The 20,313-nt window shown below is 64.6% G+C and carries 21 protein-coding genes; 5 read left to right on the top strand and 16 right to left on the bottom strand.

The features are described from left to right. Positions 1-614 precede the first annotated feature (614 nt). Positions 615-1,703 (top strand): 3-deoxy-7-phosphoheptulonate synthase, encoded by a 1,089-nt coding sequence (locus JGU72_RS06110; protein ID WP_307828315.1) that lies wholly within the window; start codon positions 615-617, stop codon positions 1,701-1,703. Here the strand turns inward: JGU72_RS06110 and JGU72_RS06105 are convergent. The 8 genes from JGU72_RS06105 to JGU72_RS06070 are packed head-to-tail and all read right to left on the bottom strand — an operon-like array spanning position 1,669 to position 9,093. After that, positions 1,669-2,301 (bottom strand): alpha-ketoglutarate-dependent dioxygenase AlkB, encoded by a 633-nt coding sequence (locus tag JGU72_RS06105; RefSeq protein ID WP_199682789.1) that lies wholly within the window; start codon positions 2,299-2,301, stop codon positions 1,669-1,671. The two genes, JGU72_RS06110 and JGU72_RS06105, sit on opposite strands and share 35 nt — an antisense overlap. 10 nt (positions 2,302-2,311) lie before the next feature. Then, positions 2,312-3,508: a TetR/AcrR family transcriptional regulator gene (locus JGU72_RS06100; protein ID WP_199682788.1), complete on the bottom strand. Its 1,197-nt coding sequence runs from the start codon at positions 3,506-3,508 to the stop codon at positions 2,312-2,314. A 27-nt stretch (positions 3,509-3,535) separates the two neighbouring features. After that, positions 3,536-5,083 (bottom strand): long-chain-fatty-acid--CoA ligase, encoded by a 1,548-nt coding sequence (locus JGU72_RS06095; protein ID WP_199682787.1) that lies wholly within the window; start codon positions 5,081-5,083, stop codon positions 3,536-3,538. 25 nt (positions 5,084-5,108) lie between these two features. Continuing rightward, positions 5,109-6,257, bottom strand: a complete 1,149-nt coding sequence (locus JGU72_RS06090; RefSeq protein WP_199682786.1) for an acyl-CoA dehydrogenase family protein — start codon at positions 6,255-6,257, stop codon at positions 5,109-5,111. 8 nt (positions 6,258-6,265) lie between these two features. Beyond that, positions 6,266-7,096: an SDR family NAD(P)-dependent oxidoreductase gene (locus JGU72_RS06085; protein WP_199682785.1), complete on the bottom strand. Its 831-nt coding sequence runs from the start codon at positions 7,094-7,096 to the stop codon at positions 6,266-6,268. Between the two features lie 16 nt (positions 7,097-7,112). Then, positions 7,113-7,499: a MaoC/PaaZ C-terminal domain-containing protein gene (locus JGU72_RS06080; protein ID WP_199682784.1), complete on the bottom strand. Its 387-nt coding sequence runs from the start codon at positions 7,497-7,499 to the stop codon at positions 7,113-7,115. After that, entirely contained in the window at positions 7,496-7,906 is a 411-nt protein-coding gene (locus JGU72_RS06075; RefSeq protein ID WP_199682783.1) for a MaoC family dehydratase N-terminal domain-containing protein, read from the bottom strand. Before JGU72_RS06075 ends, JGU72_RS06080 begins: the two co-directional genes overlap by 4 nt. Positions 7,907-7,908: 2 nt before the next feature. After that, complete coding sequence (locus JGU72_RS06070; RefSeq protein WP_199682782.1) at positions 7,909-9,093, bottom strand: lipid-transfer protein; 1,185 nt, start codon at positions 9,091-9,093, stop codon at positions 7,909-7,911. A 141-nt stretch (positions 9,094-9,234) separates the two neighbouring features. Here JGU72_RS06070 and JGU72_RS06065 point away from each other — a divergent pair, with 141 nt between their 5' ends. Next, positions 9,235-9,879: a LysE family translocator gene (locus JGU72_RS06065; RefSeq protein ID WP_199682781.1), complete on the top strand. Its 645-nt coding sequence runs from the start codon at positions 9,235-9,237 to the stop codon at positions 9,877-9,879. Here JGU72_RS06065 and JGU72_RS06060 read toward each other — a convergent pair. Genes JGU72_RS06060 through JGU72_RS06045 form a run of 4 tightly spaced genes read right to left on the bottom strand, consistent with a single transcriptional unit; the run spans position 9,839 to position 13,468 of the window. Continuing rightward, the gene (locus JGU72_RS06060) at positions 9,839-10,531 is read right to left on the bottom strand and encodes a lysophospholipid acyltransferase family protein (RefSeq protein WP_199682780.1); all 693 of its coding nucleotides are present in this window, start codon (positions 10,529-10,531) and stop codon (positions 9,839-9,841) included. The two genes, JGU72_RS06065 and JGU72_RS06060, sit on opposite strands and share 41 nt — an antisense overlap. Next, positions 10,528-11,493: an RNA polymerase subunit sigma-70 gene (locus JGU72_RS06055; protein WP_199682779.1), complete on the bottom strand. Its 966-nt coding sequence runs from the start codon at positions 11,491-11,493 to the stop codon at positions 10,528-10,530. The genes JGU72_RS06060 and JGU72_RS06055 overlap by 4 nt, the downstream gene beginning before the upstream one ends. Continuing rightward, positions 11,490-12,299: a pentapeptide repeat-containing protein gene (locus JGU72_RS06050; RefSeq protein ID WP_199682778.1), complete on the bottom strand. Its 810-nt coding sequence runs from the start codon at positions 12,297-12,299 to the stop codon at positions 11,490-11,492. The genes JGU72_RS06055 and JGU72_RS06050 overlap by 4 nt, the downstream gene beginning before the upstream one ends. Continuing rightward, complete coding sequence (locus tag JGU72_RS06045) at positions 12,296-13,468, bottom strand: pyridoxal phosphate-dependent aminotransferase (RefSeq protein WP_199682777.1); 1,173 nt, start codon at positions 13,466-13,468, stop codon at positions 12,296-12,298. The genes JGU72_RS06050 and JGU72_RS06045 overlap by 4 nt, the downstream gene beginning before the upstream one ends. Before the next feature lie 109 nt (positions 13,469-13,577). On the opposite strand from JGU72_RS06045, the gene JGU72_RS06040 reads away from it, so the two are divergent. Continuing rightward, entirely contained in the window at positions 13,578-14,171 is a 594-nt protein-coding gene (locus JGU72_RS06040) for a carboxymuconolactone decarboxylase family protein (protein ID WP_199682776.1), read from the top strand. On the opposite strand, the gene JGU72_RS06035 is transcribed toward JGU72_RS06040, so the two are convergent. After that, the gene (locus JGU72_RS06035; protein ID WP_199682775.1) at positions 14,158-15,066 is read right to left on the bottom strand and encodes a sigma-70 family RNA polymerase sigma factor; all 909 of its coding nucleotides are present in this window, start codon (positions 15,064-15,066) and stop codon (positions 14,158-14,160) included. The two genes, JGU72_RS06040 and JGU72_RS06035, sit on opposite strands and share 14 nt — an antisense overlap. Before the next feature lie 58 nt (positions 15,067-15,124). Here JGU72_RS06035 and JGU72_RS06030 point away from each other — a divergent pair, with 58 nt between their 5' ends. Together JGU72_RS06030 and JGU72_RS06025 are read left to right on the top strand one after the other, a co-directional pair. Next, positions 15,125-16,114, top strand: a complete 990-nt coding sequence (locus tag JGU72_RS06030; RefSeq protein WP_199682774.1) for an LLM class F420-dependent oxidoreductase — start codon at positions 15,125-15,127, stop codon at positions 16,112-16,114. Between the two features lie 25 nt (positions 16,115-16,139). Further along, positions 16,140-16,976 (top strand): hypothetical protein, encoded by an 837-nt coding sequence (locus JGU72_RS06025; protein ID WP_199682773.1) that lies wholly within the window; start codon positions 16,140-16,142, stop codon positions 16,974-16,976. 181 nt (positions 16,977-17,157) lie between these two features. Here the strand turns inward: JGU72_RS06025 and JGU72_RS06020 are convergent, their stop codons facing one another. From JGU72_RS06020 to JGU72_RS06010, 3 genes are read right to left on the bottom strand one after another with little or no spacing between them, the layout of a single operon-like run. After that, complete coding sequence (locus JGU72_RS06020; RefSeq protein ID WP_199682772.1) at positions 17,158-17,793, bottom strand: LysE family translocator; 636 nt, start codon at positions 17,791-17,793, stop codon at positions 17,158-17,160. A 34-nt stretch (positions 17,794-17,827) separates the two neighbouring features. Continuing rightward, positions 17,828-18,487 (bottom strand): DUF3239 domain-containing protein, encoded by a 660-nt coding sequence (locus tag JGU72_RS06015; protein WP_199682771.1) that lies wholly within the window; start codon positions 18,485-18,487, stop codon positions 17,828-17,830. A gap of 48 nt (positions 18,488-18,535) precedes the next feature. Next, entirely contained in the window at positions 18,536-20,194 is a 1,659-nt protein-coding gene (locus JGU72_RS06010; RefSeq protein WP_199682770.1) for a DNA repair helicase XPB, read from the bottom strand. Between the last annotated feature and the right edge of the window lie 119 nt (positions 20,195-20,313).

The following is a 20,313-nucleotide window of genomic DNA, read 5'->3' as shown; positions in this document are numbered from 1 at the left end:
GGGGGAGCTCGCGAGCGAGGTGCAGCCCGCGGTGTTGGTGAGCACGAACGAATGGTCGGTGACACGCCGGGGCGGTTGACCCGTTGCTCGTGTTCGGGCGCCCGGCCCGACGACTGGGCTCGAGGTGCAGCCCGCGGCCCCGTGAGCACGAACGAATGGTTCGCGGCACGCCGGGAGGGCTGACCCTTTGCTCGGGGTCGGCGCCCGGTCCGGCGAGTGGGCTCGAGGTGCAGCCCGCGGTGTCGGTGAGCACGAACGAATGGTCGGTGACACGCCGGGGCGACTGACCCTTTGCTCGGGCTCGGGCACCCGGCCCGGCGAGTGGGCTCGCGGTGCAGCCCGCGGCCCGTGAGCACGAACGAATGGTTCGCGACTCACCGGGGCGGCTGACCCTTTGCGCGTGCCCGCGGCGTCGTTGGTCGCGTGTGGGCGCCTGGTATGGTCGTCGGCATGCAACGCGCATATTTCTGGTTTACGAAGCCGGCCCCGGGTGGGTCGGTCTACGTAGCCATGCTGGACGCGCTGCGCTGACACACCACCCCGAGCCGGATATAGACCGGCTCGCTGGGTAAGCGACTTCTCCTGGGGCCGGCCTTCTACTAGGAAGCCCAACAGTGACAATCACACTCGATGCCGAACTGGACAACCTGCGCACCATCAGCGTGAGTCCGCTCATTTCGCCTGCGCAACTGCGCGCGCGCCACATCGCCGACGCTCCCGCGGCCGCAACCGTGCGCTCCGGTCGCCGCGACACGGTCGACGTATTGAACGGTGCCGACGACCGAATGCTGGTCGTCGTCGGACCCTGTTCGGTACACGACCCCGCCGCCGCGCTCGAGTACGCGGAGCGGCTGGCGACGAAATCGGCAGAACTCGGGGACCGCCTGCACATAGTCATGCGGGTCTACTTCGAGAAGCCACGCACGACGCTCGGCTGGAAGGGCCTGATCAACGACCCGCATCTGGACGGCAGCTTCGACGTGAACACCGGACTGAGTATCGCGCGAAAGCTGCTGTTGGACATATCTTCTCGCGGACTGCCAGTCGCATGTGAGTTCCTCGACCCGATCACTCCGCAGTACATCGCCGACCTCGTCAGCTACGGCGCAATCGGTGCTCGCACCGCGGCCAGTCAGGTGCACCGGCAGCTGAGCAGCGCGCTGTCGATGCCGGTCGGCATCAAGAACGGCACTGACGGCGACATCCAGGTTGCGGTCGACGGTGCCCGCGCCGCCGCGGCGAGCCACGTGTTCCCCGGTATGGGGCAGGACGGTCGCGCGGCGTTGATTCAGACCTCCGGCAACGAGGACTGCCACGTCATACTTCGGGGCGGCAGTGGTGGCACCAATTACGACGCGGCCTCGGTCGCCGAGACAATGACACGACTGCGGAAGGCGGGTTTGCCGGAGCGGGTGGTTGTCGACGCCAGCCACGGCAACAGCGCGAAGGATCACAATCGGCAAGCAGATGTTGTCGCGAGCATTTCGGAGCGAATTGCCCAGGGCGACAGCAAGATCGTCGGCGTGATGCTCGAAAGCTTCCTCGCGGCGGGACGTCAAGATCTCACGTTGGGCCGCAAAGCCGATCTCGCATACGGGCAGTCGATCACCGACGCCTGCGTCGACTGGCCCACGACGGAGAACCTGCTCGACGAACTCGCAGCGGCGGTCAGCGCACGTCGTGCGGGCGAAACTGCACGCTGATCCTGGGGCCCACGGGACGCGCGGTTTTGGGCACCGCGTGTTCCCAGGTCCGTTGGCAACTGCCGCCCATGACGAGGAGGTCGCCGTGGCCCACCAGGTAGCGGACCGACTCGCCGCCGCCCCGTGGGCGGAGCAGCAAGGCGCGCGCTTCGCCTAGCGACACGATCGCGACCATGGTGTCGTCGGTCCGGCTTCGCCCGACTGTGTCGCCGTGCCAGGCGACGCTGTCGGAGCCGTCGCGGTAATAGCACAGCCCGGCGGTGGTGAACGGCTCACTGAGTTCGGCGCGGTAGTGCTCGCCGAGCGCTCTGCGCGCCTCGTCGAGCACAGGATGCGGCAATGGCACCGTCGCGTCATAAAAGCATTGCAGCCGAGGAACGTCCACGACACGGTCGTACATCTGCCTGCGGTCGGCGCGCCACGGTACGTCGGTCAGCAGTGTGGTGAACAGGTCTTCGGATCCGCTGATCCAGCCCGGCCTGTGGTCGACCCACGCTCCCGCGCCGAGTGTACGACGCCGAACGGTGCCATCGAGTTCGCCCAGCTGCGGACCGGTAACCGCCACGTCGAACAGCGAAACCTGATGCGTTACGAACATGCGTTCGAGGTTACACCGGCGGTCCGACATCGAGCATTGCTCCGCCGAGGTCGATCACCGACTCGTCGAGATTGCTGTACCGGCGGAGGTACGGCGTCATCGCGATGTCGTTGATCACGCTGATCACCGCCTGCGCGCGAATGCGTGCGCTCGTCTGATCCCAATCCGGATGGATCACGCGCAGGAGCCGCACCCATTCGGCGATGTAGTCGTGCTGGGTGGCACGCATCCGGTGCTGATCCGCGCTGGGGAGTTGCACGATCTCGGTGATCAGCAACTGGATCATCTGCGGATATTCGAACGCGAACTCGCAGTAGCTGCGCAGCAGCCGGCGGACCCCGTCGCTCGCGCTGTCCGCACGCGCGAGCGTTCGATTCATGTCGGCTCGCAACTGTTCGTCGCCGCGCACCATCGCCGCCATCAACACTTCGGCTTTGCTGTCGAAATGGTTGTAGACGCTCGGTCCGGCGATTCCTACAGCGGCGCCGATCTCTTCGATTCCGACATTCGAATAGCCGTGCTCGGCAAACAGTTTCACCGCGGCAGCGAGGATCGTCTCGCGCCGGGACCGCTCGAGGACGTCGCTGTGCTGCGCCGACGTCGAGGACTCGACCAGACTCGGCACGTCGGCGTCGAGCACGGTTTCGATCACACCGGCGAGCAGGCGCACGAACTCCGCATGCGGCAATTTCAGACTGTGAAACGAAATGCTGGTCCCTGCGGCGAGCACGCACCAGCTGAGAAATCGACTTTCCGCGGGCGCGATGCCGGGCCGCGCAACTTCGATCATCGAGCTCAGTCGCACACCGACGCCGCGAACCTGATCGAGGATTGCCGCACGGCTCTCGTCGGTCAGGCTGCGCGCTTCTCGCCGCGCGAGGACGCCCATCGCGCGGTGCGCGATCATTGTCTCGGCGAGCTTTTCGGCGAGCTCGGCCGATTTCGGGCTCGACTCCGCGAGCATCTTGTCGAGCGCCTCGATCGACTTGGCGATAACGGTCGTCAGCAGTTCGTGCTTGCTGCGAACGTGTCGGTACATCGCCGACGGACCGATCGCGACGGCTTCCGCGATGTCGCTCATCCCGACGTTCGCAAATCCGTTGGTGTAGAACAGATCTTCTGCGGCATCGAGAATGAGCTCGCGGCGATTGGCAGGCCGGGTGCCGCGCGCGGGACGCGTATCCGGCTGCCCTTCCGTTGAGCTCAACTCGACTCCCTATGTCACGTCACATGGTCAGGAAACGCCGCTGTCGGCGCCCTCCCAGTATTTCTTCCTGAGATCCCGCTTGAGGATCTTGCCAGCACCCGACATCGGTAGTGCGTCCACGAACTCGGCGCTGCGCGGAATCTTGTAGTTCGCGATCAGGGCCTTGCAGTGTTCGCGAATCTCCTCCTCGGTCGCGGTGTGTCCTGGCAGCAGGACCACCACGGCGTGCACCCGCTCACCCCACTGCGGGTCGGGGACGCCGATCACCGCGCACGACGCAACCGCGGGATGCTTTGCCAGCGCGTTCTCGACCTCCGCGCTGTAGACGTTCTCGCCGCCCGTGATGATCATGTCCTTGAGGCGGTCGACGATGAAAACGTATCCGTTCTCGTCCATGCGGCCGCCGTCACCGGTGTGCATCCAGCCGTCGCGAATCGCCGCAGCCGTGTCTTCGGGGCGGTTCCAGTAACCGAGCATGACGTTGTCACCCTTGACGACGACCTCGCCGACCTCACCGATGGGCAGTTCGTTGTCATCCGCGTCGACGATCCGCACCTCGACGTGGGCGCACGCGCGTCCCGCTGCGCGGCGCAAGGCCGGGTTGTCGTGGTCCTCTGGCGTCAACAGCGTCGCGACGGGCGAGAGTTCGGTCATTCCGTATGCCTGAGTGAAACGTGCTGAGGGGAAGGCCTTTTGGGCGCGCTCCAGCACGGCCTCGGAAATCGGCGACGCACCGTACAGCACGCGCTCGAGGCTGCTCAGGTCATGATCGCTGACGGCGGGGTCGTCGACAAGCATCTGGATCATCGTCGGCACGAGCAGCGCGGCGTTGATCTGGTGCTCCTCGATCGCCTTCAGCACACCCGCGGGTGTGAACATCGGCACGATCACGTGGGTGGCGCCGACTAGGTTGCCCATCGTCCACGCGGCGATATCGGCGAGGTGGAACATCGGCGCGGCGTGCAGCAATCTGCTGCCCGGCGAGACGAGAGCGACCGTTGCCTGCGAACCCAGCCCGGAGCAGACCATGTTGTTGTGACTGAGCATGACGCCCTTGGGATGCCCCGTCGTGCCGCCGGTGTAGAAGACGCCGACCAGGTCGTCGCCACCGGTGTAGGTATCCGCAATCGGCTCGTTGCCGGCCACGAGTGCCTCGTAGGAGAGGGTGTCGGCAGGCTGTTCGCCGTCCCCGATGAAGATGACGGCCGAAAGCCCGGGGAAGGCGGCGCGGATCGGCGCGATTGCCGGTGCGAATGCGTCGTCGACCAGCAGCACCTTCGTGTCGGATTCCTGGAGCGAGTAGACGATTTCGGCGGGGCTCCAGCGAATGTTCACGGGGTTGACCGCAGCGCCCAGCCACGGCACCGCGTACATGTACTCGTGGTAGCGGTCCGAGTTCAGGCTGAGAATGCCTACGCGGTCGCCCTTTTGGACGCCGAGGGTGCTCAGCGCGCCCGCGAACCGAGCGATGCGATCCGCGGACTCGGAGATGGTTCGTACACGATCCTTGTAGATCGTTGCGATCGCATCGGGACGCTGTTGCATAGCCCGATGCAGTGACTGGGTGAGATACATCTGTGTTTCTCCTGGTCTGCGGACGCTAGAGCGAACGCGCGATGAGTTCTTTCATGACTTCATTGGCGCCAGCGTAGATCCGTTGGACCCGTGCATCGGCGTACATTCGCGCAATTGGGTACTCCAGCATGTAGCCGTAGCCACCGAAGAGTTGCACGCAGCTGTCGACGACCTCGCCCTGTATCTCGGTGGTGTAGGCCTTTGCCATCGACGCCGTCGGGCCATCGAGCTCGCCCCGTAGGTGGCGCTCGATGCAGCTGTCGACGAAGACTCGCGAGACGTGTGCGCGGGTGGCGCAGTCAGCGAGCACGAAGCGCGTGTTCTGCATGTCGAACAGCGCACCGCCGAATGCCTTGCGGTCCTTCGTGTATTGGACCGTCAGGGCGACGGCCGCTTCGGTCGCCGCTGCCGCGCACACCGCGACAACCAGTCGTTCGTGTGCCAGCTGCTTCATGAGGTAGCCGAAGCCGGCGTTCTCCGCACCGAGCAGGTTCGCGGCCGGGACGCGTACATCGACGAAGGACAACTCCGCCGTGTCCTGACCCTTCATGCCGACCTTGTCGAGCAGTCGCCCGACCTCGTAGCCCGGTGCATCGGCGGTTTCGACGACGATCAGCGAGATTCCCTTGGCACCGGCCGACGGATCGGTCTTCGCGACGACGATGACCAGGTCCGCGTGCTTTCCGTTCGAGATGAAGGTCTTCTGACCGTTGACAACGAAATCGCCACCGTCACGAACTGCGGTGGAGCGCAACGCTTTAAGATCGGAACCCGCGCCGGGTTCGGTCATCGCGATCGCGCCGACCAGGTCGCCGGTTGCCATCCCGGGCAGCCAGCGCTTCTTCTGTTCTTCCGAGCCGTAGGCAAGGATGTAGTGCGCGACAAGGCCGCTGTGCACCATGTTGCCGAAAGCAGTGTCTCCCAAGCCGTATTGGACGTCGAACAGCGCGAAGTCGTGTGCGAGCGTGCCGCCACCACCGCCGTACTCCTCGGGAATCGACGCGCAGAGTAGGCCGAGATCGCCGGCCTTCCGCCAGAAATCTCGGTCGACGCTCTTCTGTGCCGCAAACCGTTCCTGATGCGGCATCAGTTCGGCTTCGAAGAACTTCGTTGCCATCTCCCGCAGCGCGACGATCTCGTCGTCGATCCATGGGGACTTGTATGTGCTTGTCATCGACGACCTCAGATGTTGAAGCCACCGCCACAGACCAGTGTCTGCGCGCTGACGTAGTTGGACTCGGGGATGCAGAAGAGGTAGACCGCGCCTGCGGCCTCTGCGGGTTCGCCGCCACGGCCCAGCGGAATCATCTGCTCCATCGCCGCAAGGAGGTTCGGGTTGACGCCGACCTTGATTTCCTTGCCACCGACGTCGATGGTGCTGTCGCCACCCGCCGGTGCCGACGTCAGGCGGGTCTTGATCAGCCCGAATGCGACCGTGTTGACGGTGACGTTGTAGCGGCCCCACTCCTTGGCCAGGGCCTTGGTGAGCCCGGTGACGCCGGCCTTGGCCGCCGAGTAATTGGCCTGGCCCGCATTGCCGCCGGTGCCGGCCATCGACGAGATGTTGACCACCTTGCGGCACGGGATCGGCTCGCCGGCTTCCTTGGCCTTCTTGACCAGGGCAGCGATGACCGGTTGTGCCGCCCGCAGGATCCGGAACGGTGCCTTGAGGTGCACGTCGAGGATCGCGTCCCACTGCTCGTCGGTCATCTTCTGGATGACGGAGTCCCACGTGTAGCCGGCGTTGTTGACGATGATGTCGAGACCGCCGAAGTTGTCGACCGCGGTCGCGACGAAGCGCTCGGCGAAACCTTCCTCGGTGACGCTACCGACGCACGCGATTGCCTTGCCGCCGGCGGCTTCGATGGCTGCGACGGTCTCCTTGGCAGGTTCGGCGTCGAGGTCGTTGACGACGACGGAAGCGCCTTCGCCGGCGAGTTTCAGTGCGATCTCACGGCCGATGCCACGGCCCGAGCCGGATACGATTGCTACTTTGCTATCGAGAGTTCCCATGTGTACAAGTCCTTTTCTACAGTGCGACTACGGCATCGCCGGTCAGGGTTACCGTGCCGTCTTCGAGGCTGACGGTGAGTTCTAGTGTGGCCAAGCCATTTTCGATGGACGTGACCTTCGCTGTTGCAGTCGGCTTACCGTGCACCGGGGTGATCGACGCGAATCGGACGCGGTAGGAACGGATCTGGGCGATGTCGAAGTTGTCCGTGAGCAGGCGGCCGAGAAATGCCATCGATAGCATTCCGTGGGCGAAGACGTCCTCCAGCCCTACGGATTTCGCTACGTCGAGGTCGATGTGCATCGGATTGTGATCGCCCGACGCACCGGCGAACAGGGCCAGGGTCGTGCGCGAGATCGGCTTCGATTCGAGGGCGGGAAGCTCCGTACCCAAGGCGAGTGTCATTGCGGATTCCTCACGACTATAACGGATTTGAGCTCGGCGACCAGTGAGCCGTCGGCCTTCGTCACGCTGGTGTCTTTGACGATGAAGTCGAGTGCGCCGCCCTTCTTGCTGTAGACGTCGCTGATGCGGGGCGTTGCGGTCAGGACGTCGCCCGCACGCGCCGGCTGGTGGTAGGTGAAGGACTGCTCGCCGTGGAGGACGTAGCGCAGGTCGATACCAAGCTGGTCCGCCCATCCGAAGGGATTCGGGCTCTCCAGTTCGATCGAGAACAGAACCGTCGGCGGTACGCGCAGATCGTCGTCGACCGTGTCGCCGATCGCTTTGGCGAAAAAGCGGAGCCGTCCCTCGTCGACGGTCAAAGTGGTTGGCGCAAGCTCGGTTCCGATCATTGCTGGATCGATGGCCATGCTCAGCTCACCTTCTCGTACAGGGTGACGACGGCCGCGCCGCCGAGCCCGATGTTGTGCTGGAGGGCGACCTTCACGCCCTCGACCTGGCGCGCCTCCGCCTGGCCCCGCAGCTGCCAGACGAGTTCGGCGCATTGCGCGAGGCCGGTCGCTCCGAGCGGGTGGCCCTTCGAGAGCAGTCCGCCGGACGGGTTGGTGACCACGCGGCCGCCGTAGGTGTTGTCGCCGTCGAGGATGAACTTCTCGGCGGTGCCCTCGGGTGTGAGGCCGAGGCCTTCGTAGGTGATGAGTTCGTTCGCAGTGAAGCAGTCGTGCAGTTCGACGACGCGGATGTCTTCGGGGGAAACGCCGGACGCGGCGTAGACCTGATCGGCAGCAGCCTTGGCCATGTCGTACCCGACGATCTTCATCATGTCTTTGTCGGCAAAGGTCGAGGTGAAGTCGGTGGTCATCGCCTGTGCGCTGATGATCACGGAGACATCGAGGCCGTGCTTGCGCGCGAATTCCTCACTGCAGATGACGGCAGCGGCCGCACCGCAGGTGGGCGGGCACGCCTGCAGGCGGGTCAGCGGACCGTAGAGGTGCGGCGATGCGAGGACTTCCTCGACAGAGGTGGGTTCCTTGAACACCGAGTACGGGTTGTTGGCAGCGTGCAGCCGGGATTTCACGGAGATCTTGGCGAACGTCTCCAGCGCGGTGCCGTACTTATCCATGTACTGCTGTCCCGCGCCACCGAACATCTGGGCTGCGAACGGAGCTTCGGTGCGGGGCTGGATCTCGTCCATCACCGCGTCGAATCGAGTGAACGGGCTCGGGCGGTCGGAGTATCCGACGGCCAGCGCGCCGCGCTGCATCTGCTCGAAGCCGAGCGCCAGGGCACATTCGACGGCGCCGGACTCGACGGCCTGCCGTGCCAGGTACAGCGCTGACGAACCCGTCGAACAGTTGTTGTTGACGTTGATCACCGGGATGCCGGTCTGTCCGATGCCGTACAGGGCAGCCTGGCCAGAGGTCGAGTCGCCGTACACATAGCCGACGTAGGCCTGATTCACGTCCGCATAGTCGACACCGGCGTCCGCGAGCGCGGCACGTGCGGCTTTCTCACCCATGACGTCGTATGGCGCGCTGTTGCGCGGGGTTGTAAACGGGATCATCCCGACACCTGCCACGACTACTCGTCGAGTCACTGTTCCTCCTCGAAACTATTGATCATTCACTTAGCGGAATTGAACCCAGTGAAGCAGAGGCTCGGTGTATTGGCAAGGGTGACGGCCACTGCGTCGTAACTGGACCGCGACGACAAGGCCAATCAAGTGAAGGCTGGGAGCATGTTGACGACCAGTGCAATGGCCGGTGTGGGAGCGATCGCGCTCGGGATGGTGCTGACGCCGGGCCCGAACATGATGTACCTCGTGTCGCGGAGCATCACCCAGGGGCGAGCAGCAGGCCTGGTGTCACTCGCGGGTGTGGCCGCGGGATTTCTCGTCTATCTGATGGCGACAACCGTCGGGATCACTGCACTCTTCGTCGCAGTGCCGCAGCTGTATCTCGCGGTCAAGTTGGCGGGTGCCTGCTACCTCCTGTGGCTCGCCTGGCAGGCTGTGCGACCCGGAGGCTTCTCGGTATTCGAGGCGCGGTCGCTCCCGCACGATTCGAGGCGCAGGTTGTTCACAATGGGATTGCTGACCAACCTGCTCAACCCGAAGATTGCGATCATGTACCTAGCGCTGATTCCGCAGTTCATCGACGTCGATGCCGGCGCAGTGTGGTTGCAGAGTCTGGCGCTCGGTGGCGTTCAGATAGCAATCGCGCTGACGGTCAACGCGCTGATTGTGTGTGGTGCTGCAGTCATTTCGAGTTTCCTCACCCAGCGGCCTGCCTGGTTGCGTGCGCAACGTTGGGTCATGGGCACAGTGCTCGGCGGCCTTGCGATCAATCTTGCGACCGATCGGGCACGACCGGCCATGGCATAGCGACCAGTGCTTCGATCTCGCTGCGAATCCTGATCAGGAGCTGCTCCGGACTGGTGAAATCCGCAGGGTGCAGCGGTGGTCCGAACGCCACCCGCACCCGCTGGTCGCGCCTGAATGCCTTGCCGCCGTTGCGGTCCCGCTTCAGCGGCAGCACGTTGTTGCTCCCGACGATGCCGGCGGGGTAGACGGGTGTGCCGGTCGCGAACGCGATCTTCGCAACCCCGATCTTGTAGTCGACGTCCGCACCCGGGCTGACGCACTTTCCGGTGGGGTAGATCATGACAAGGCCGCCGTATTCGATTACCTGCGTTGCCATTTCGAGCGCCTGATTGCCGGAATTCCGGTCCCCGCGTACCACGGGGATGGCGCCGAGGAGCTTCATCAGCCAGCTGGCTTTGGGCATTGTCCACAACTCGGCCATGGCAATCGCGATTGCCCGGCGCCGAAGAGCGCCCCAGAGGAACACCGGATCGGCGATCGAAATGTGGTTGCACGCAACGATTGCGGCGCCCTTGCGCGGAACCACCTCGCGGTTCACGACCGTGACGCGGACGAACTTGATGAACGCGAGGAACCGCGCGAGCCTGCGCACGAGAACTGTCGTAATCGCAGCGCGTTTCCCGAGCCCGCGCGGTCGTGATCCGGTCGTCACGCCGAGATCCGATCCGGAAGGCCCAGCAGCGCAAGGATCGCAGGATCGAGGAAGCTGTCGATTGCAGTCACCTTCTCGTTTTCGATAGTCAGGACGTTCACCGCGCCGAGGAGGAAATCCGGGCCGCCAGGCGTGCCCTGGTAACAGGCCAGCGACATCTGCCCGCTGACGGTCGTCGGAACGACGCGCCAAGGCGTCGCGAAGACGCGCTCGTCGAGAAAGAGTGCAACCGCCGACTTTCCGTCGAACCACGCCGGCAATGGCGGCATCGTGAATCGGACGTCGTCCGACAGAATATCGAGAAGTGCCCGCAGGTCAGCCGTTTCCCAGGCCCGGACGAGCGCGGTGGACAACGCTGTACGACCAGTCCGACCCATCGACCTCAGGGTGGCCTGCTGGCTGCGATCGGGAGCGCGCTGCTGGAGAGTCTTGCGTGCGCACTGGAGAGCGGTGGTCGCCGAGTGAACCGAAATGTCGAGCAACTCGGCGGTCTGTGCCGCCGAGAACGCGAGTACGTCGGCCAATAGCAAGACTGCACGCTGGTTTGCCGGCAAGAACTGCAGGGCAGCGACGAACGCGAGTTCGAGGCTCTCGCGAATGTCGTACGACATCGCTCGATCGGTCGCCCCTGTCAGAAGCGTCTCGGGATACGGGTCGAGCCACACGGGTTCGTCGACGAGGTCGCCCAGATCGTCGACGTCCTCGAACGCGGGCCCGAAGTCCATCGACAGCAGGCGCTGCCGGTCCCCAGCCGCGTCGATGCACGCCATCGTCGTGACCCGGTACAGCAGCGAGCGCAATGACGGGGAGTCTTCGGACAGTCCGAGTTCATGAGAAGCGCTGAGCAGAGCCTGTTGGAGCACCTCGTCGGCGTCTGGTATCGACCCGAGCATCCGATAGCAATGTGCTTGCAGCTCAGAGTGATACGCATCGCCGAGGCGTCCGAAAGCGGCCACGGTCATGACGTCGCCCAATGTCGGGGCTGGCGCAACGGCGCGGACAATCGAGTCTGCCCGTCGCCTCGTGCCGCGTCGAGTTGGGATTGCACGAGGTAGAGGCTGTCCGTCAGGTCTGCCCGGCTCAGGTCGGCGCCCCGAAGATCCGCGCCGATCAGGTCCGCACCCCGCAAGTCGGCGCCGGTTAGATTTGCGCCGATGAGCAGGGCGCCACGCAGGTTTGCGCCACGCAGATCCGTCTTCCGGAGGTTTGCCCCGACGAGGTCGGCGCCGCGGCGATCCTTTCGTTTTCCCGGAATTCCGGCTCGCACGAGTTCGCTCGCCTTCAGTAGCAGGGCGTTGACGCGGCGGCGGAGTTCGCCGATGTCGGCCGAAAGGATCGACGCCGGTGGCCCGAGCGTGATCTGCTCGATTTCGCCGCGCACAGTGCGAAGCGCGTCGTGGACGGCACGTGCCTTGTCGAATGAGATGGCTTCGGTTATGTACCAGAGCAATTCGTGCAGCGGCCGCATGGTCGTGAAAACGTCGAACATCTCGCCGGCAGAGCCGGGGTGCTCGCGCCAGCTCTTGCCCGCGTACGTGACCTGGGCGACCTTCTGGCCCGCCCCGAAACAGTCATACACCGTGCACCCCGGAAACCCGCGCGGTCGCAGTTCGGTGTGAATGCCGCAACCGAAGTCGGCCAGCAGATTCGGGCAGGGCGTTGCCGCGGGCTTGTCGATCGCGAAATCGGAAGACTTGGCGAACGCGGGTGCGACACAACACAATGCGAAGCAGTGTGCGCAGTCGGCTTGCAGGTCGGTAGTTGTCATAGACGGTGCAGGCGCTCGATGCCAGCCGAGATGGTTTCTTCGTTCTTGCAGAAAGTGAAACGTACCAAGCTGTTCCAGTTCTCTGGGTGATCGGTGAACACGCTGACCGGTACAGCGGCGACGCCGATGCGGGCCGGCAGCTTGCGGCAGAAGTCCAGTGCATCCGTTTCGCCGAGCGGAGTGATATCCGCGCAGACGAAGTAGCTGCCCTCACTTCGCTTGACATCGAAGCCGGCCTCGTCGAGAGCCTTCGACAGCCTGACGTATTTGTCCTGCAGGGTATCCCGCAAGGTGTGCACCCATGGCTGCTCATGCTCCAGCGCGTACGCAACCGCCGGTTGGAACGGTCCGCCCGCAACGAAAGTCATGAACTGCTTGGCCGCGCGCACGCCGTCGATCAACTGCTCGGGTCCGCACGCCCAGCCCGTCTTCCAGCCGGTAACGCTGAAGGTCTTTGCGGCGCTGGATATCACGACCGTCCGCTCGGCCATACCGGGCAGCGTCGACAGTGAGACATGCTCGCGCTCGTCGAAGGTCAGATGTTCGTACACCTCGTCGGCAACGACCAGAATGTCGTGCTCGCAGGCTATTTCAGCAATTGCCTCGAGGTTTGCGCGACCGAGCACCGTGCCGGTCGGATTGTGCGGCGAGTTGACGATGAGCATGCGAGTGCGGGGCGTGATGGCATTGCGGACACTGTCCAGGTCCACGGTGAAGCCGCCGCCGTCCGGGACGAGCCGAGCGGTTCGCCGGACCGCTCCCGCGAGCGCGATGGCGGCAGCGTAGGAGTCGTAGTAGGGCTCGATCAGGACGACCTCGTCGCCGGGCTCCACGAGGCCGAGTACTGCTGCGCTGATGGCTTCGGTTGCGCCGACCGTGACGAGAATTTCGGTATCCGGATCGTAGGACGTCCCGTAGCGGTCGAGGCGGTCACGCGCGATCGCCCGCCGCAGAACCGGCATGCCGCGGCCGGGCGGGTATTGGTTCAGCCCGTCCGCAATGGCTTGCCGGGCGACCTCGAGCATCGCCGCGGGTCCGTCGGAATCGGGAAATCCCTGCCCCAGGTTGACGGCGTCGTGCGCGACAGCCAGTTCGGTCATCTCGGCGAAGATCGTCGACGCGAACGGGCGCAATCGTTCGACGGTGCGATGGGGGGACGCAGACTGCATGGTTCGCAGGGTACTCGAGGTACGTCGACCGGCGCAGTCACGTTTCGCGACGCTGCATCGTCCACTGTGCAGAGCCCGCGAAAAGGGGCCACGACGCAAGGAGAAGAACATGGCACGTATTGCGGCAGTCAGCCCCAGGGAAGCCGGCCCGATGGTCAAACTCGGCTACTGGTACGCGAAGCGCCGTTACGGTGCGGTGCCGGAACCGTTCGCAGTGGTGGCGCACCACCGGAAGTTGTTCGTCGCGGAAGCGATCGCGGAAACGGCAGCAGAGAAAGCCTGCACCGTGCTGCCACCGAGCATTCGAGAACTCGCCGTCTACCGGACGGCATGGACTGTCGGGTGCTCATGGTGCGTCGACTTCGGGGCGATGCTGATGCGGTTGGAGGGTCTGGATATGGCGAAACTGAAGGAAATCCACGACTACGAGAACTCGCCCGCCTACAGCGCCGATGAACGCGCGGTGATCGCCTACTCGGATGCGATGACGGCAACCCCGTCCGACGTCACCGACGAACAGGTCGCCGATCTCGAGCGGAGGTTCGGCAAGGACGGTGTGCTCGAGCTGACCTACCAGATCGCTCTCGAGAATCAACGCGCCCGGATGAACAAGGCCCTCGGCATAACGGAACAGGGCTTCAACACGGGCGATTCGTGCCGCGTACCGTGGGCCGACGACGCCGAGGTGGCTACGAAAGCCTGATGCCGCCAAGCTTTTCCGGATTGGCGATGTCGTACGCGCCGACGATGCGGCCGTCGCGGACCGTGAATCCCTGGACGCGTTGCGGGAACCCACGGTGATCGTCGGTCGCGGGCAGGTCTGGGTGCACCATGCCGAGTTGGCCGTTGACCAGCGCTGGCACGTACGCGGCGAGTTGCTCGATTCCGTATTTGCGGACGAGGCCGAGGAAGAATCGCGCGATCTTCTCCGGTCCCTTGATGATGTTGATGGCGGTGCTCGTCGTGCCGTTCGCATCGCCGATGAGTACGGCATCGGGATGCAGCACGGCGACAACCGCTTTCAGATCACCGCTGGCGACCGCGGCCAGGAACCGCTCGACGGTCTCCTCGTGCTCGGCGTCCGACACCGGTTCCGGGAGTTCGGACACTGCTTTCCGTGCCCGCGACGCCAGCTTGCGTGCGGAATCGACTGATACGCCGAGGATGTCGCCGATCTCGTCGAACGGCACAGCGAAGCCGTCGTGCAGCACGAACGCGACGCGTTGCGGGGGTGTGAGGGTGTCCAGGACGACCAGTGCGGCGAGGCGGTTCTCCTCGTGCTGTACGACGGCCTCGAGCGGATCAGGCTCGTGCGCCGCGGCGATCGGCGACACGATCGGCTCTGGAAGCCATTGTCCGATATAGCTTTCCCGGCGTACGGCGGCAGATTTGAGTCTGTCGAGGCAGATTCGCCCGACAACTGTGGTGAGCCAGCCGCGCAGGTCGCGGATGTTTTCCGTCTCGGCACTGGACAGCCGGAACCAACTCTCCTGCACCGCGTCTTCGGCGTCGGTCACGCTGCCCGTCAAGCGATACCCGACCGACAGCAGATGGCTGCGGTGTGACTCGAAAGTTTCTGCCAGAACCGAGGTCGTCACGCTGAAGAGTCTACGTCGATCACGATTTCCCGAACCCTGACCCGGCTAGGGTGGTGGCATGCGTTTCGGGATGTTCGTTCCGCAGGGGTGGCGGCTCGACCTGGTCGGTATCGAGCCTGCTCGCCAATGGTCGACCATGCGTGAGTTTGCGCAACGCGCAGATACCGGTGAAGCGTGGGAATCGCTATGGGTCTACGACCATTTCCACACCGTCCCGTTGCCGACCGACGAGTCGATGCACGAGGCGTGGTCGTTGATGTCGGCCCTCGCCGCGTCGACGGATCGAGTCAGGCTCGGCCAGATGTGCACTGCGATGAGTTACCGCAACCCGATGTACCTCGCGAAGGTTGCGGCGACGGTCGACGTGATTTCCGGTGGGCGAGTCGAGATGGGCATCGGTGGCGGTTGGTACGAGCACGAATGGCGGGCCTACGGGTACGGCTTCCCTTCTGCAGGCGTGCGACTCGGCAGGCTCGACGAGGGCGTGCAGATTTTCAAGCAAGCGTGGACGACCGGGCGCGCAACCTTGGATGGCAAGTACTACCAGGTCGACGATGCCATCGCCCGACCGCTTCCCCTGCAGGAGAACGGCATTCCGATCTGGATCGCCGGCGGCGGGGAGAAGGTGACGTTGCGGATCGCGGCGCAGTACGCGGATTACACCAACTTCGTCGGCGATGCCGCGGGCTTCGCCCACAAATCGGACGTCCTCCGACAGCGGTGCTCCGACGTCGGCAGGGACTTCTCGTCCATCGTCCGGTCCGCAAACTACAACGTCACGATCGGCGCGAACGAGACCGAGATCGCGTCGCGCCTGGCGGCGTTGACCGCGCGGCTGGAACCGCTGGTCGGGGACCGCAAGGCAGCCGAGCAGATCGACGCTCTGCGGGAGTCCGAAGCGTTCGGCACGCCGGAACAGATCGTCGAAAAGCTGAGTGCCGTCCGCGACCTCGGGCTAGGGTACGCAATTTGCTACTTCCCGGAGGCGGCGTACGACGCGTCGGGCATCGAACTTTTCGAGCGAGAGGTCATTCCCGCGCTGCGTTGATCGGCGCTGTGGAGAGGATGTAAACGTGGATCTCGACGAAGCGGCTGACGAGCTGTACGGCGTCGACCTCGCCGACTTCGTCGAAATGCGGAAGTCGCTGGTTGCCCAAGCGCGCGGTGACGGTGACAAGGCGCTCGCCGCCGAGATTGCGAAGCTGCGCAAGCCGACACTTGTCGGCTGGCTGGTGAACATCCTGGCGCGCGAGCTGCCCGACGAGATCGGCGGCGTTCTGCAACTCGGCGACGCGCTGCGAGACGCCCAGCGCCACCTCTCCGGCGCGGACATGCGCCGACTGAATACGCAAAGGCAACAACTGGTCCGGGCTTTGGCGCGGCGCTCCGGTGAGTTCGCGAACGACCGCGGCCGCGATGTCGGAGACGGCGCACTGCGGGAGGTCGGCGAGACGCTGCATGCCGCGATGGCCGATCCGGAGGTCGGCGAGCAGGTCCGCCTCGGCCGGATCATCACGGCCGCAACCTACAGCGGCTTCGGCCCAGCCGGGTTGGCCGTGGTCGGCGGGAAGGCGCCCGAGCGCGCTCCCGCGCAGAAGAAGCGCGATTCCGGTGCGCTCGCCGCTGCCGCACAGGCGGAGCTCGCGGAAGCAGAAGCCGCCGTTGCAGCGGCCGAGGCGGAGTCCGAAGCGGCCGACAGCGCCGTGGAAGAGGCGGTATCCACCGTCGAAGATGTGGAGTCACGGATCGAGGAGCTGCGCGAGGAGCTCGAGCGAGCCGAGCAGGAACGCCAGTTCGCCCGCAGTGCCGAGAAGGCTGCGGGTGAGGCGAAGAAGCGCGCCGACCGCGATCTCGAGCGCGCACACGCCTGGGCCGAGAAGGTCCGCAAGATTCTCGACGACCTGGCCTGACGCCGGTCGTCTTCGCGTCTTAAGAATTCTTTAAGCCGACGCCAAACGGTGCCGGGCATGCTCTTCGCAGCCCAAGAGGGAGCTGGGGCCGGGTCCACTAGAGGGGGGTGGATCGGGCCTTCGGACCCGTGCGCGGTTGGAGAGTCTTGGACTCGCTGACCGCGCACGGGCGCGCAGTGCCTCAGGCCTTCGAACCGCTCAATGCGAGCGCGGCTCCGACGCCGACGATCATCGCGCCGCCTGCGCCGCCTACCGCTTCCAGCCGTTTGGGGGAGCGCGCAAACCAATCTCTTGCAGTGCCCGCGAGCAGAGCCCACGCACTGTCGGAGACCAACGCGATCGTGCAGAAGATTGCGCCGAGAACGAGAAACTGGAGCGGCAGGTTTCCGGTGGACGGGTCCGCGAACTGGGGGAGAACCGCCGCGAAGAAGACAATGGACTTGGGGTTGGTCATCCCGACCACGAAGCCTTGCCGGAACACTTTCTTCCCAGTTGGCGTGACCGGTGCACCGAGGGTGTCGGATAGCGACTTACGGTGCCGGAATGCTTGCACGCCAAGATAAATCAGGTATGCCGCGCCGATCAGTTTGATGACCGTAAGGGCGACGGCCGACGCTGCCACGATTGCCCCGAGGCCGATGACAACGCCGATCAGCGGGACCGCGGTACCCGTCGCGTTGCCGACCACTGTGGTCAGCGCCTGGCGCCGGCCGAGCGACAGGGCACGGCCGACCGCGAACAGCACGCTCGGTCCGGGAATCACGATGATGATGAACGCTGCAACTACGAACGCGATCAAATGTGTGGTCGGCACCATCAACCCAGGGTATCGGCGCTGTCACCCCATTTTTTCAGCGCAGATGATCGGGCAGATCTTTGTTCTCCAGCAGCAAGCGGTGGTTCGCATTCTTGCGCACCTTGGCAACCAACTCGAGATGCGCGGCGACCAACGCCCATTCCGACTCGACGATCGCGTTGCGGGCGTCCTCGATGACCGCGGTATCGGCGGTGCCCCACGCGATCGGCATCGGGTTCACCACCTGCCAGGTGTCTCCGGCGGCGCGCGCGGTGCGATCGAGCACCACCGAAACAGCGGGAACCCGCTCGCCGGTCTCGACCGGATGGCCCGGCAACCGCCGAACATTCTTCGCAACCAGCGCGTACTTGCCCGCTGGCTTTCCGATATCGATCAGGGCGAGCAGCGTGACGCCGTCCGCGCGGGTCTCCGCGATCATTGCGGGAACCAAAGCGCTCTCGGCATAGAGCTTTTCGACGCTACCCACCCTGCGTGGCGCCCAGATCGCGACCCAGAGCGCGGTCGCTGAACCGATCGCCAGAACGACCGCGATGATGAACGACCAGGGGTGGCCGATCGAAATCAGCAACGCGGCCACTGCGCCGAGACCGATCGCCGACACGAGCGCCACCACACGAAGCCGCCGCACATCCGCCATGATCTCGTTGGCGGACATGGCGTGGGCTCGATCGACAACGAACTCGAAACGTCGCACTCCTCATTCCTAGCACGCGGTGGCGACACAGCGGCTGGGTGATGATGGTCACCCGATGGTCGGGCCGAGGAGGTCGTCGGCGTCGGTGATGCGGTACGCGTAGCCCTGTTCGGCGAGGAAGCGCTGCCGATGCGCCGCGTATTCGGCGTCGAGGGTGTCGCGGGCAACTACCGAATAGAAGTGCGCCTGGCCACCGTCCTGCTTCGGGCGAAGCAGCCGACCGAGGCGCTGGGCTTCCTCCTGCCGTGAGCCGAACGTGCCCGAGACCTGAACTGCGACAGAGGCTTCGGGTAAGTCGATCGAAAAGTTGGCGACTTTGCTGACCACCAGCACCGGAATCTCGCCGCGCCGGAACGCGTCGTACAACTCCTCGCGCTCCTTCGTCTTCGTCGACCCCTGGATGATCGGCGCGTTCAACGCGTCGCCCAGTTCGTCGAGTTGATCGAGGTAGGCCCCGATCACCAACGCCGGCGCATCGGGATGACGGGCCAATATGGATTGGACCACCGGAATCTTCGTACGTGCCGTCGAGCAGAGCTTGTACCGGACATCGGGCTCTGCGACCGCGTAGGACATACGTTCGGCGTCGGTCAGCGTGACCCTGACCTCGACGCAGTCCGCGGGCGCGATCCATCCCTGCGCTTCGATGTCCTTCCAGGGCGCGTCGTAGCGCTTGGGGCCGATCAGGGAGAACACGTCGCCTTCCCGGCCGTCCTCGCGGACGAGTGTCGCCGTCAGTCCCAATCGGCGCCTGGACTGTAGGTCCGCCGTCATTCGGAAAACCGGAGCCGGCAGCAGGTGGACCTCGTCGTAGATCACCAGGCCCCAGTCGCGCGAATCGAACAGCTCGAGGTGCTTGTACTCGCCCTTGGTCCGGCGCGTGATGACCTGGTACGTCGCGATGGTCACGGGCCGAATCTCTTTGCGCTCGCCGGAGTATTCGCCGATTTCCTCCTCGGTGAGCGAGGTGCGGGCGATGAGTTCGCGCTTCCACTGCCGTCCCGCCACGGTGTTGGTGACCAGAATGAGCGTCGTGGCCTTGGCTTTGGCCATTGCGGCCGCGCCGACCATCGTTTTTCCAGCGCCACAGGGTAATACGACGACGCCGGACCCGCCGGCCCAGAACGAATCCGCAGCCATCTCCTGGTAGTCCCGCAGATGCCAGCCGTCGGTGCCGAAATCGAGCTCGATCGGATGCGCTTCGCCGTCGACGTAGCCAGCTAAATCCTCTGCAGGCCAACCGATTTTGAGCAACATTTGCTTGAGGCGGCCGCGTTCGCTCGGATGGACGAGCACGGTGTCGTTGTCGATCCGGTTACCGAGCATCGGCGCGATCTTCTTGTGCCGCAACACTTCTTCGAGGACCGCACGGTCCAGGCTGACGAGGGTCAAACCATGGGCAGGATTCTTGGCCAGCTGCAAGCGTCCGTAGCGGCCCATGGTGTCGACGATGTCGACCAGCAACGCCTGGGGGACCGCATAGCGCGAGAAGCTGACGAGAGCATCGACCACTTGCTCGGCGTCATGACCCGCAGCCCGCGCGTTCCACAGCGCAAGCGGAGTGACCCGATAGGTATGGACGTGCTCGGGTGCACGCTCGAGTTCGGCGAACGGTGCGATGGCGGCTCGGGCGGCCGGAGCGGACTCGTGATCGACCTCGAGGAGCAATGTCTTGTCGCTTTGGACGATCAGCGGTCCGTCGGTCACAAATGCCTCCTTGGCACGGGGAATCCCTCCATTGTCCAGGTCGGGCCGACATGGCGCCACGTCGCGCGGGTACGCCGAACGGTTTCGCCTACGAGCGTACTTGCTTCTGGCAAGTGCAC

The organism is Antrihabitans auranticaus, assembly GCF_016481275.1.
Lineage (GTDB): Bacteria > Actinomycetota > Actinomycetes > Mycobacteriales > Mycobacteriaceae > Antrihabitans.
The sequence above is the reverse complement of the archived record's forward strand: the minus strand, read 5'-3'. Positions and strand labels throughout refer to the sequence as shown.